The sequence below is a fragment of the Meridianimarinicoccus marinus genome, assembly GCF_040689105.1.
GTDB classification, from domain to species: Bacteria; Pseudomonadota; Alphaproteobacteria; order Rhodobacterales; family Rhodobacteraceae; genus Meridianimarinicoccus; species Meridianimarinicoccus marinus.
Genome location: NZ_JBFBVU010000004.1, coordinates 14716 through 25519, shown reverse-complemented (window position 1 = coordinate 25519; position 10804 = coordinate 14716). Strand labels below are relative to the sequence as shown.

Genomic DNA, 10804 nt, shown 5'->3' with positions numbered 1-10804 from the left:
AGATGACGTCCAGACTGACAATTGCCGTCGTCGCGGCCGCGCTGGCCCTGCCGGCGGCGGCAGAGAGCTTCGATTGCGTGATGGATCCCGCCGTGATCGTCTCGGTCGGCAGCCCCGTCAGCGGTCTGATCGACTCGGTGGACATCTCACGCGGGCAGCGGGTGCGCCGGGAGCAGATCATCGCCACGCTGGATGCCGACATGGAAGACGCCGCGATCGAATTGTACGTCCTTCAGGCGGAAAGCGCGCAGGAAATCGCGCTGTACCAGGTGCGGCTGGACCTGGCCACCAGCCACCGCGAGCGGGTGGCCAAGCTGGTTGAACGCGGCGTGGCCACCGCCGAACAGATGGACGAGGCGCGGGCGTCCTTTGATGTGGCCCAGCAGGAGCTGGAACTGGCGCAACTGCGCCAGCGGGTGCTGGGGCTGGAGCTTGCCCGGGCCCGCACCGCCCGCGAACAGCGCGTGATCCGCAGCCCGATCGACGGCATCGTGGTGGAGCGGACGATGTTCCGCGGCGAATTCGTGGACCCGGATTCCCACGTGGCGATCATCGCGCAGCTCGATCCGCTGCATGTGGAAGCCTTCCTGCCCGTCGAGCTGTATCCCGAAGTGCGCACCGGCATGACGGCCACCGTGCGGCCCAACGCGCCGATCGGCGGAACATATGAGGCCGAGGTCGTGGTGGTGGATCAGGTCTTCGATCCGGCCAGCGCCACCTTCGGCGTACGGTTGTCGCTGGCCAACCCTGACGCGGTCCTGCCCGCCGGGCACCGTTGCGAGGTCGATTTCGGTGCCCCCTGACCGTCGGCGCGATGCGCTGCCCGACATTCCAGGACTGCGCGACAGCATCCTGCCGCTGTGCGACGGCTACTACCTTGAGCCTTCGGTCAAGTTCCGCGCCGATGCCCGCGAGTCCGCGCGCATGGTTCTGGGCATTCACCGCGACGAGGCCCGTCCGGGGTTGCGACAGGCGCTGATCGGCGCGGCGCGGGCGCTGGGAGTGCCGGACACGGGGCAGGACGAGATCGACCTTCTGTTCGCCGAGGCGCATATGCTGCTTCTGGGCCAGGAAGGGGCGGGCGCATCGGCGGTGCGCAAGATCTATCTTGAATTCCCGCAGGCCCCCGCCCACCTTCCCGAGTTGCGCTACATCGCCTGGAAAGTCGCACCCGGCCGCCCGGTGGTTCGGTCGCTGTATCGTCGGGTGCCGGTGGCGGCGGTGCTGCGCAACCGCCAGTGGCCGATGGCCGAAACCACCGCCCCTGCGCTGGCCGCGCCCCTGTTCGAGATCCTGCGCATCGCCGCGAAAAGCTGCCCGCCCGAGGAATTGACCCTGATGACCGTGGAAGAGGCGGGAACGCTGCGCGCCAGCCTGAACTTCAGCTTCTACGAGTCGCGCCTGCACCTGCCCGATATCGCTGATCCGCTGGCCAGGGCGGTTTCCGCCATGGGCCAGGACCCCGCGCTGCCGGAGTTTTCGGCGACCGCCGCTGTGGGGCACCTGTCGTGGGGACTGGACCGCGACGGCAACCCATTCTTGACAATTTATGCGGATGCTCGGCGCCGTGAACGTCGCGCGCCAGGCGATCCGGAGTTGTCATGATTCAAGCCGCTGGCTAGGGTGACACAGGCGTCACAGGCTGGCGTTCGAACCGCTCTTTGGGAGGAAAAGATATGGCCACGCAACTGCTTATCTACGAAAGGGCGACCCCGATCACGGTGTCCCGCCACAAGGATCATTCGGTCAAGACGGGAGAGGATTACTCTTTTGCCGCCAAGATCAACGCGGTGCCGCTGATGGCGACCGAATTTTCGACAGCCGCGCAGGAGTTCGCGGTTGTCTTCGCCGGGACCGAGGGGCGGGTCATGCCGACTGCCGTTTGCGGCGCCCGCGCCGAGGAAAACCTCTATGTGAGCGACGATGGCAAATGGCAGGCGCCCTATCTGCCGGCCTTCATCCGCCAGTATCCTTTCGTCTTTGCCTCCAGCAACGATGGCGAAACCCTGACCCTGTGTCTGGATGAGGAATTCACCGGCGTGAACACCGATGGCCGGGGTGAGCGTCTGTTCGATTCCGACGGCGAGCGGACCACATACCTGAAAGGCATGGTCGAGTTTTCGCGCAGCTATCAGCAGCATTTCCGGCGGACCGAGCAGTTCTGCGCACGCCTTCTGGAGTATGATCTGCTGGAGCCGATGCAGGCGCAATTCCGCGGCCCGGCGGGGGACATCGTGCAATTGACCGGGTTCCAGGCGGTCAACCGGGATCGTCTGAAGGCGCTGGAAGCCGATGTTCTGAAGGGGCTTTGCGCCGCGGATGAGCTGGAATTGATCTACATCCACCTGCAAAGCATGCGGAACTTCGAACGGCTGGTGGCCCGTCTGGACGGGGCTGTTCCGGAAGGCCAGGCCCGCGCCGAAAGCGAAACGCCGGTCCTGGAAGACGCCGAAGTCGAATGATCCTCAGTCCGGTGCGGGGCCTGTCCCCGCACCAACGGGTCGCCCCTGTGCCTCCAGCCAGTCCAGATAAGCGCGATGGCCGGGCAGATCTTCCAGAACACGGGCGTTCTGGGCGTCGATCTTCGCTAGGATATCCAGGTAACGCGTTGGATCGGCCAGTTCCGCCCGGCGCGTCGGCCGGCGCGGAAGCCGGCCGTTTCCCGACAGGATGAAATAATAGCTGGTATCGCGAAACACCCATTCTGTGGGCAGGTCCGGAAGCCCGTTGTCATGGTAGCTGTCCATCGCCTGTGCCAGGCTGTCGGGCAAGGGCACCGACCGCGCGTCGCGCCAGAAATCGGTATCGTTGCGCCCGTTCAGTAAGTAGTGGAGCACGATGAAGTCGCGCACTTCGTCAAAACTTTCGCGCATGTGCCGGTTGAAGGCACGGCGCGAACCAGCGCCGAAACTGCGGTCCGGAAAGAAGGTTCTGAGCAGGTCCAGGGCCCGGTGCACGAAATAGAGCCCGGTCGATTCCAGCGGTTCGACGAAGCCCGCGCTGAGCCCGATGGCGATGACGTTGCCTCGCCAGAAATCGCTGCGGCGGCCCACGCGCATGCGCAGGAACCGCGGCTCGGCCCCCTCCAGACGGCTGTCCCCCGCATCGCGCAGCAGGAAATCGGCCGCGGCTGTGTCGGTCATGTGCTGCGAGGAATAGACCAGCCCCGACCCCATGCGATGCATCAGGGGGATCTTCCACATCCAGCCCGCCTGTTGCGCCGCGGATATCGTGTAGGGAGCCATGTTCCGGTCGCGCTTGCGCGGCAGCACCACGGCCCGGTCGCACAGCAACTGGTGGCCCAGATCGACCCAGGGATCGCCCATGGATTTCTCGATCAGCAGGCTGGCAAATCCGGTGCAATCGATGAACAGATCCGCCGGAATGCGCTGGCCATCCTCGGTCAGGACTGCCGCAAGGTTTCCGTTGGCGTCCTTTTCGGTCTCGGCGACGCGGGCGATGACGTGTCGCACCCCGTCGGCAACCGAAAGCTCCTGAAGATAGTCGGCCATCTTGCCGGCATCGAGGTGAAAGGCATAGGCCCCGGAGTCTATGATGGGGGATCCCTGGCGGATCGATCGCGGCGCCCGATGGGCATCGGACGCCCGCGCCTGAAGCGAATAGCTGGAATAGGGCCGGTCGGGCGCGCCGTCCTGTTGGCTGCGCAGCCAGAAGTGGAACAGATCGACCCCGTCGATCATCCCGCCGGCGACGCCGAACGGGTGGAAATAGCTGTGATCACCATCGTGCCAGTTGTCGAACCGGATGCCGAGCTTGTAACTGGCCGAGCAGCGGCGCATGAACTCCGCCTCGTCGATGCGCAACTGACGGATATAGCGCACCATGGAGGGGATCGTGGCCTCGCCGACTCCGATGGTGCCGATGGCATCGGATTCCAGCAGCGTGATCTCGACCGGTGCGGCCTTCAGGAACCGCTTGAGATAGAGTGCGGTCAGCCAGCCGGAACTGCCGCCGCCGACGATCAGGATCCGGCGAATGGGCGCGTTATCCATACGCGGGGGTCCGGAACGGCGCCGCGTTGGACGGGGGGTGAAGATCGGGCATCGGTTCGGCCTTGCTGCCAGGCTGCGGTCATGCCGAGTAGATACCGAAACCGCGCCGCAGGGAACCACCCGTTTGCCGTGTGGGCGCGCGGCCCGCTGGCCCATGGGTCTGAAAAGACGACGGCAACACAAGGCTGTCACGACTCGCTTAGGGTGCTACCGTGCCCCGGAACATTCCAAACGATAGGGGCCTCCAATGTCACTGACTCTCACCCGTCGCGGATTTCTGGCCGGTACGGCTGGCATGATTGCCCTGCATCCGTTCTCGGTCCGGGCTGCCGCCAACCAGGCGCATCTGCGCATCATGGAAACCACCGACCTGCACGTGCATGTCTTTCCCTACGACTATTATGCGGACCGTCCGACGGATCAGGTCGGGCTGTCGCGGACGGCGGATCTGATCAACGGCATCCGGGCCGAAGCGACCAATGCGCTGCTGCTCGACAACGGCGATTTCCTGCAAGGCAACCCGATGGGCGACTACATCGCCTATGAGCGCGGGATGAAGGAGGGCGACACCCATCCGATCATCGCCGCCATGAACACCCTTGGCTACGATGCCTCGACCCTCGGCAATCACGAGTTCAACTACGGGCTCGACTTCCTGGTGAAATCGCTGGCCGGGGCGAATTTCCCGGTGGTCTGCGCCAATATCGCGAAGTCGCTGGGCGCCAGCCCGCGCGAGGACGAGACCTTCCTGCCGCCCTATGTGATCGTCGAGCGCGAGATCGTCGACGGCGCGGGCAACAGCCATCCGATCCGGATCGGGTTCATCGGCTTTGTGCCGCCGCAGGTGATGACCTGGGACCGGCGCCACCTGGAAGGCAATGTCGCGGCCCGTGACATTCTGGAGGCCGCGCGCGCCTGGGTGCCGCAGATGCGCGAAGAGGGGGCCGACATCGTCATCGCGCTCAGCCATTCGGGCATCGGGGCTGCGGACGCCTCGGACGGGATGGAGAACGCCTCGGTGCCGCTGGCGGCGGTCGAGGGGATCGATGCGATCCTGACCGGGCACAACCATCTTGTGTTCCCGTCCTCTGCCTTTGCCGAGCTTGCCGGTGTCGACATCGAAAAGGGCACGCTGATGGGAACGCCGGCCACCATGGGCGGGTTCTGGGGTTCGCACATGGGGCTGATCGACCTGATGCTGGAACGTGACGGCGCGGGCTGGCGGGTGTTGTCCCATGTCTCGGAGGCGCGGCCGATCTACAAGCGCAACGAGGATCGCACCACCACGGCGCTGGCCGAGGATGTGCCGGCGGTTCTGGCCGCCGCGCAGATGGAACATGACGAAACCCTGGCCTATGTGCGCCGGGCCGTGGGCAAGACCGATGCGCCGCTGCACAGCTATTTCGCGCTGGTGGCCGATGATCCGTCGGTGCAGATCGTGTCGAACGCCCAGGTCTGGTACATCGCGCAGATGATGGCGGGCACCGAGCATGAGGGCCTGCCGATCCTGTCGGCGGCGGCACCGTTCAAGGCCGGGGGCCGGGGCGGGCCTGAGTATTACACCGACGTGGCGGCGGGCGATGTTGCCATCAAGAACGTGGCCGACCTGTATCTCTATCCCAACACCGTGCGGGCGGTGCGGATCACCGGGGCGACCGTCAAGGACTGGCTGGAACGTTCGGCCGGGATGTTCAACCAGATCGACGTGGGCGCGCAGGATGCCCCGCTGCTGAACCCCGATTTTCCCAGCTACAACTTCGACGTGATCGACGGCGTGGAATACCAGATCGACCTGTCACAGCCGTCTAAATTCGACAACAAGGGCAACCCGATCAATCCCGAGGCCAACCGTATCGTGAACCTGATGTTCGACGGGCAGCCCATCGATCCGGCGCAGGAGTTCATCGTCGCAACCAACAACTACCGGGCCTCGGGTGGCGGCAATTTCCCCGGTGCCAACGACAGCACTGTGGTGTTCGATGGCCCCGACACCAACCGGGACGTGATCGTGCGCTATATCGTCGAAAAGGGCACCGTCAGCCCGCGCGCCGATGGCAACTGGCGCTTTGCGCCGGTGGACGGGGCGACGGTCATCTTCGAGACCGGGCCGAACGGCGCGGCCTATGCCGCCGAGGTGCCGGGTGTGTCCATCGAGGAAGCGGGTATGGCCGACACCGGCTTTGCGCGGTTCCGCATCTCGTTGTGACAGGGATCGCGGGAGGGGGTGGTTGTGCCCCCTTTCACGCGGCCGGCAGGCGCAGCGCGGTTTCGACGATGCCGGGCAGCGCGTCGAAATGGTCGAACAGATGCTGGTGCGGGATCTGCTCCACCGGCGATTTTCGGTAGCCCTCGGAATAGAGCGCAAAGGGCTGGCCACTGGCCTGAGCCGTGGCCGCATCCACTTCGCTGTCGCCGACGTACAGGCAGCTTTCGACGCCCAAGCCGTCCAATGCGGCGCGCAAGGGGGCCGGGTCGGGCTTCTTCACCGCCAGCGTATCACCGCCGATGACCACCGGCAGAAACCGCGACAGGTCGAAACTGTCCAGAATCGCCCGCGCCGGGGCCTCGGGCTTGTTGGTGCACAGCGCCATCGGGCAGCCGAGGGCTTCCAGCTGCTGCAGGGTGCGCAGGGCGCCGGGGTAGAGCGTCGTCAGATTGTCCGGCGCGGCGTTGTAGGACCGCAGGAAGGCCGTCACCATGTCGGCGTGACGGTCGGGATCCTCGGGCAGGCCGACGGCCGCCATGATCCGCGCCACCAGGGTTGGCACGCCATTGCCGATGAAGCTGCGGGTCTGCGCGAAGGTGATCGGTGGCAGGCTGTCGGCGGCCAGCATGGCAAGGGCTGCGGCATGAAGGTCCGGGGCACTGTCAACAAGGGTACCGTCCAGATCGAAGACGACCGCTTTCACACCTGGGACTTCCATTTGATCGAGCAGCCCATCGACGAGATCTGATCGCGCGGCCCCTGACCGGTTTCGGCGATCTGTTTCATCGCCTCGAACAGATCGCGGCGCAGGTCGGAGGGGCCGGTGGTGTTGCGCGAGGCATCCAGCCGCCCGCGATACTGCAGCTTGAGATCGGCGCTGAAGCCGAAGAAATCCGGCGTGCAGGCGGCATCGAAGGCGCGCGCGATGGTCTGATCGGCGTCGTGCAGATAGGGGAAGGGAAAGCCCTTCTCATCCGCCATCTTCTGCATATTCTCGAAGCTGTCGGCGGGGTGCGAAGTGGCATCATTGGCGCAGATCGCGGCAACTCCGACGCCCAGTTCCTGCAGGTCGCGCGCGTCGCGGATGATGCGATCCAGTACCGCCAGAACATAGGGGCAATGGTTGCAGATGAATATCACCAGCGTCCCGTTTGGTCCGGCGATATCGGCAAGCTTGTGGGTCTGGCCATCGGTGCCGGTCAGGGCAAAATCCGGGGCCGGCCAGCCAAAGTCGCAAACCGGGGTTTCTGTGGCCATGACGAGTCTCCAGTTCCAGTGAGGGGATCAGGCCGCGGTGGCCGAGGCGCGGGCGGCGTTGCGGATCGCGGCGATATTGCTGCCGTAGACCTCTGGGGCCGAGACCGAACCACCCTTGAAGACGGCGGATCCGGCCACCAGAACATCGGCTCCGGCGGCGGCCACCAGCGGGGCCGTCTGGGTGGTGACACCGCCGTCGATCTCGATATGGATCGGGCGGTCGCCGACCATCTGACGCAGCTGGCTGACCTTGCCGGTCATGTCGATGAACTTCTGCCCGCCGAAGCCGGGGTTCACGGTCATCACGCAGATCAGGTCGGTCAGGTCCAGCACATGGGCGACGGATTCGGCCGGGGTGCCGGGGTTCAGGGCCACGCCCGCCTTCATACCGGCGCCACGAATGGCTTGCAGGGTGCGATGAATATGCGGGCCGGCTTCCACATGCGCGGTCAGGATGTCGGCCCCGGCTTCGGCATAGGCGTCGATGTAGGGATCGACCGGCGCGATCATCAGGTGCACATCCATCACCGTTTTCACATGCGGACGGAAGGCTTTGACGGCGGGCGGGCCAAAGGTCAGATTGGGCACGAAATGGCCATCCATGACGTCTACATGAACCCAGTCGCAGCCCTGATCCTCGATTGCGCGAATCTCGGCGCCGAAATTGGCGAAATCAGCTGACAGGATCGACGGGGCGATCTTGATCGAACGGTCGAATGACATGGTCGGTCTTCCTCTGGCCGGGGCGGCGGCGGGCCGCGGACATCCGGCAGTATGGCAGCCGGGTTCTGCCCGTGTCGATACCGTCGCGCGGCGGCAAGGACCAGAGGGGGCAGGCGCAATTCCGCCCGTCGGGATCGATTGCGCCCCTTGGCCAAGGGGCGCGGGCCGGGCGTCCCTGCGATTGACGACATCCGCCGCGCAAGACTGGAACGCCGGTTTCCTGCTTGGGGGGGTCAGACAGGCGCGCGCGTCTCCTTGCGCAAACGATCTTTCAGCAATGCCTGCAACTGCCGCAGCGCGCCGGAACCCGCGGTGGCGGGCAAGTCGTCGGCGGCACGGGCCAAGGGTTCATCCTCGGCACAGCGGGCCACCCCGGCCACGAAGGCGCCCAGATATGTCCGCATCTCTGTATCCGGTTCGCCACGGCACAGCCGTTCCGCATGATCCAGATCGTCGCGCAGCGCAGCCCGGTCCGGCATCGGCAGGTCCTGGCGCAGGATGCGCGGCCCCTTGGGGCGGGCGCTGTCGGGAAGATGGCGCAGGATCACCTGTTCGAACAGGCCAAGGCTTGCGATCGGTTTGGGCAGGAAGTCATGCGCCCCGGCGCGCCGCGCCGGCAATTCCCGATCCGGGTCGCCCGAGGTGGCAATCACCGGGGCAAGGTCGCCGCAACGTTGCCGGATTTCGGCAATCAGCTCGGCCCCGTCGCCATCGGGCAACCCCATGTCCACGATCGAGACCGAGGGGAAATAGGCCGCCAGGTGCCGCCGGGCCGACGCGATGCAATCGGCACGCCGGATCCGGGCACCGCCATGCAGACACATCTGCCGCAAGGCTTCGGATGCAAAGCGGCTGTCTTCCACGACCATGACGGTCAGGCCCAGCAGGGGCCGGGCCGATGTTGGGATCAGTCTTGCAGGGGCTGGTGTCATCCTTTTTCTCCATTCTGGCTGTTCCCAGAAAAGACCCTACATGGTGAACGCGCGGTTAAGGCGGCTGCGACGCTCGCGTGTCTTGCCTGCCCCGGTCCGGCACGGGATAAGCCGCAAAACCCATTGGAGGATACTGCCATGATCGGTCGCTTGAACCATGTTGCCATTGCCGTTCCGGATCTGGAGGCGGCCTCGGCCCAGTACCGCGATGCGCTGGGTGCCAAGGTCGGCGCGCCGCAGGACGAGCCCGATCACGGCGTCACCGTGGTGTTCATCGAACTGCCCAACACCAAGATCGAACTTCTGTACCCGCTGGGCGACGACAGCCCGATCAACGGCTTTCTGGAAAAGAACCCCTCGGGCGGCATCCACCATGTGTGCTATGAGGTCGAGGACATCCTGGCCGCCCGCGATCATCTGAAAGCCTCGGGCGCGCGGGTGCTGGGATCGGGAGAGCCCAAGATCGGCGCCCATGGCAAACCGGTGCTGTTCCTGCATCCCAAGGATTTCAACGGCTGTCTGGTCGAACTGGAACAGGTCTGACCGGACCCCTAGGAAAGCGAGCGCGGACCCATGTCCATCACCTCTGCCATCGTCCTGTTTGCCGTGATCTGGTTCATGGTGTTCTTCGTCGTGTTGCCCCTGCGCCTGACCACGCAGGGTGAAAGCGGCGAGGTGGTGCCGGGCACGCATTCCTCGGCACCCACCAACCCCGCCATCGGCCGCAAGGCGCGGCTCACCACGATCTGGGCGGTGGGGCTGTGGATCGTGATCTTCACGATCATCGTCACCGAAACCATCACCGTGCGCGATTTCGACGTGATGGGGCGGATGCCGCCAGTGGCCGGCAGCGACTAACTCAGGGCTGCGACATTTTGTCAGTTTTGTGATAGACTTCCCGCATAGGGGGAGGAGTCACATGAAACCGACGAGGAACACCGGGGCGCTACGGACACTTTTCATTGGGATGGCGGCCAGCGCGGCCTCCCTGCTTCTGCCAGTGATGCCGGCTCAGGCTGTTGTCTTCGACGCGGCCTCCCTGCCGCCCTGTTTCGGCGAGGACGTTCTGGACGTTCCACCGAAAAAGCAACGCACGACCATTCATCTTGAGGTGCATCTGTGCGAAGAGCCCAACCATGTGAAGGCGTTGTTCGTGGGGGACCGGATCCAGCCCGGCACCAGCGTCGCAATGAGCTGGATGGGCCAGTATTGGCAGGGCTTCCTGAAGTTGACCCAAAGCACCAATGGCGGCGGGAACCGGCAGGTGGACGCGTCGGGATGGGCGCAGCACCTGTACCCGGACGCCGCGCCCCGGTTCTATTTCGACGATCTGACCGGTGGCGGTACCGGGAATCCGCAGGTCGAGACCATCGAATCCATCGGCGGATCAGTGCCGCACGACCCGGCCACCGACACCTATTTCGTCGATTTCCTGCTGGATGAGGGCAGGTCCCTCTACAACGTTTCCACTGGAGGCAGCCACAATGTGACCAATCGGGGCTGGCTGATCGAACTGGAGGGGTTCCACGGACCCGGACCATTCGACTTCTTCAACCCGCCCAAGCCCTTCGACCTGGAACTGGAGGCCGTTCCGCTGCCCGCGACCGGCCTGTTGTTGCTGGCTGGACTGGCCGGACTGGGGTTTCTGGGCCGGCGCAGCACCGCTGCTTGAA

Annotated in this window: 12 protein-coding genes; 7 read left to right on the top strand and 5 right to left on the bottom strand. The window is 65.0% G+C overall.

All coding sequences use genetic code 11. The features are described 5' to 3' along the window. The first annotated feature begins 2 nt into the window (after positions 1-2). The 3 genes from AB0T83_RS05000 (at position 3) to AB0T83_RS04990 (ending at position 2462) form a co-directional block, all read left to right on the top strand. Positions 3-803 (top strand): efflux RND transporter periplasmic adaptor subunit, encoded by an 801-nt coding sequence (locus tag AB0T83_RS05000; protein ID WP_366191953.1) that lies wholly within the window; start codon positions 3-5, stop codon positions 801-803. Continuing rightward, positions 793-1605 carry a hypothetical protein gene (locus tag AB0T83_RS04995; RefSeq protein ID WP_366191952.1) on the top strand — a complete coding sequence of 271 codons (813 nt, stop codon included), beginning with the start codon at positions 793-795 and terminating at the stop codon, positions 1603-1605. The genes AB0T83_RS05000 and AB0T83_RS04995 overlap by 11 nt, the downstream gene beginning before the upstream one ends. A 71-nt stretch (positions 1606-1676) precedes the next feature. Continuing rightward, positions 1677-2462: a SapC family protein gene (locus tag AB0T83_RS04990; RefSeq protein ID WP_366191951.1), complete on the top strand. Its 786-nt coding sequence runs from the start codon at positions 1677-1679 to the stop codon at positions 2460-2462. 3 nt (positions 2463-2465) lie between these two features. Here AB0T83_RS04990 and AB0T83_RS04985 read toward each other — a convergent pair whose 3' ends face one another. After that, positions 2466-4013 (bottom strand): tryptophan halogenase family protein, encoded by a 1548-nt coding sequence (locus tag AB0T83_RS04985; RefSeq protein WP_366191950.1) that lies wholly within the window; start codon positions 4011-4013, stop codon positions 2466-2468. 247 nt (positions 4014-4260) lie between these two features. Here AB0T83_RS04985 and AB0T83_RS04980 point away from each other — a divergent pair, with 247 nt between their 5' ends. After that, positions 4261-6219 carry a bifunctional 2',3'-cyclic-nucleotide 2'-phosphodiesterase/3'-nucleotidase gene (locus AB0T83_RS04980; protein WP_366191949.1) on the top strand — a complete coding sequence of 653 codons (1959 nt, stop codon included), beginning with the start codon at positions 4261-4263 and terminating at the stop codon, positions 6217-6219. A gap of 34 nt (positions 6220-6253) precedes the next feature. On the opposite strand, the gene gph is transcribed toward AB0T83_RS04980, so the two are convergent. The 4 genes from gph to AB0T83_RS04960 all read right to left on the bottom strand — a co-directional run bounded on the left by gph (position 6254) and on the right by AB0T83_RS04960 (position 9131). Continuing rightward, positions 6254-6922, bottom strand: coding sequence for a phosphoglycolate phosphatase (gene gph, locus AB0T83_RS04975; RefSeq protein ID WP_435891140.1), 669 nt, complete (start codon positions 6920-6922; stop codon positions 6254-6256). Next, positions 6919-7476, bottom strand: a complete 558-nt coding sequence (locus AB0T83_RS04970; RefSeq protein WP_366191947.1) for a thioredoxin family protein — start codon at positions 7474-7476, stop codon at positions 6919-6921. The genes gph and AB0T83_RS04970 overlap by 4 nt, the downstream gene beginning before the upstream one ends. A 27-nt stretch (positions 7477-7503) precedes the next feature. Continuing rightward, entirely contained in the window at positions 7504-8199 is a 696-nt protein-coding gene (gene rpe / locus AB0T83_RS04965) for a ribulose-phosphate 3-epimerase (RefSeq protein WP_366191946.1), read from the bottom strand. A 233-nt stretch (positions 8200-8432) separates the two neighbouring features. After that, positions 8433-9131, bottom strand: a complete 699-nt coding sequence (locus tag AB0T83_RS04960; protein WP_366191945.1) for a response regulator — start codon at positions 9129-9131, stop codon at positions 8433-8435. A 138-nt stretch (positions 9132-9269) separates the two neighbouring features. On the opposite strand from AB0T83_RS04960, the gene mce reads away from it, so the two are divergent. The 3 genes from mce (at position 9270) to AB0T83_RS04945 (ending at position 10803) form a co-directional block, all read left to right on the top strand. After that, positions 9270-9674, top strand: a complete 405-nt coding sequence (mce, locus tag AB0T83_RS04955; protein ID WP_366191944.1) for a methylmalonyl-CoA epimerase — start codon at positions 9270-9272, stop codon at positions 9672-9674. A gap of 30 nt (positions 9675-9704) precedes the next feature. Beyond that, positions 9705-9989: a DUF1467 family protein gene (locus AB0T83_RS04950; protein WP_366191943.1), complete on the top strand. Its 285-nt coding sequence runs from the start codon at positions 9705-9707 to the stop codon at positions 9987-9989. Between the two features lie 61 nt (positions 9990-10050). Beyond that, positions 10051-10803, top strand: coding sequence for a VPLPA-CTERM sorting domain-containing protein (locus tag AB0T83_RS04945; RefSeq protein WP_366191942.1), 753 nt, complete (start codon positions 10051-10053; stop codon positions 10801-10803). Position 10804: the final 1 nt, after the last annotated feature.

Excerpts from the sequence above, each read along its gene's own strand:
- AB0T83_RS05000 (WP_366191953.1), top strand. The coding sequence starts at position 3 with ATGACGTCCAGACTGACAATTGCCGTCGTCGCGGCCGCGCTGGCCCTG.
- AB0T83_RS04990 (WP_366191951.1), top strand. The coding sequence starts at position 1,677 with ATGGCCACGCAACTGCTTATCTACGAAAGGGCGACCCCGATCACGGTG.
- AB0T83_RS04985 (WP_366191950.1), bottom strand. The coding sequence starts at position 4,013 with ATGGATAACGCGCCCATTCGCCGGATCCTGATCGTCGGCGGCGGCAGT.
- AB0T83_RS04980 (WP_366191949.1), top strand. The coding sequence starts at position 4,261 with ATGTCACTGACTCTCACCCGTCGCGGATTTCTGGCCGGTACGGCTGGC.
- AB0T83_RS04970 (WP_366191947.1), bottom strand. The coding sequence starts at position 7,476 with ATGGCCACAGAAACCCCGGTTTGCGACTTTGGCTGGCCGGCCCCGGAT.
- rpe (WP_366191946.1), bottom strand. The coding sequence starts at position 8,199 with ATGTCATTCGACCGTTCGATCAAGATCGCCCCGTCGATCCTGTCAGCT.
- AB0T83_RS04960 (WP_366191945.1), bottom strand. The coding sequence starts at position 9,131 with ATGACACCAGCCCCTGCAAGACTGATCCCAACATCGGCCCGGCCCCTG.
- mce (WP_366191944.1), top strand. The coding sequence starts at position 9,270 with ATGATCGGTCGCTTGAACCATGTTGCCATTGCCGTTCCGGATCTGGAG.
- AB0T83_RS04950 (WP_366191943.1), top strand. The coding sequence starts at position 9,705 with ATGTCCATCACCTCTGCCATCGTCCTGTTTGCCGTGATCTGGTTCATG.
- AB0T83_RS04945 (WP_366191942.1), top strand. The coding sequence starts at position 10,051 with ATGAAACCGACGAGGAACACCGGGGCGCTACGGACACTTTTCATTGGG.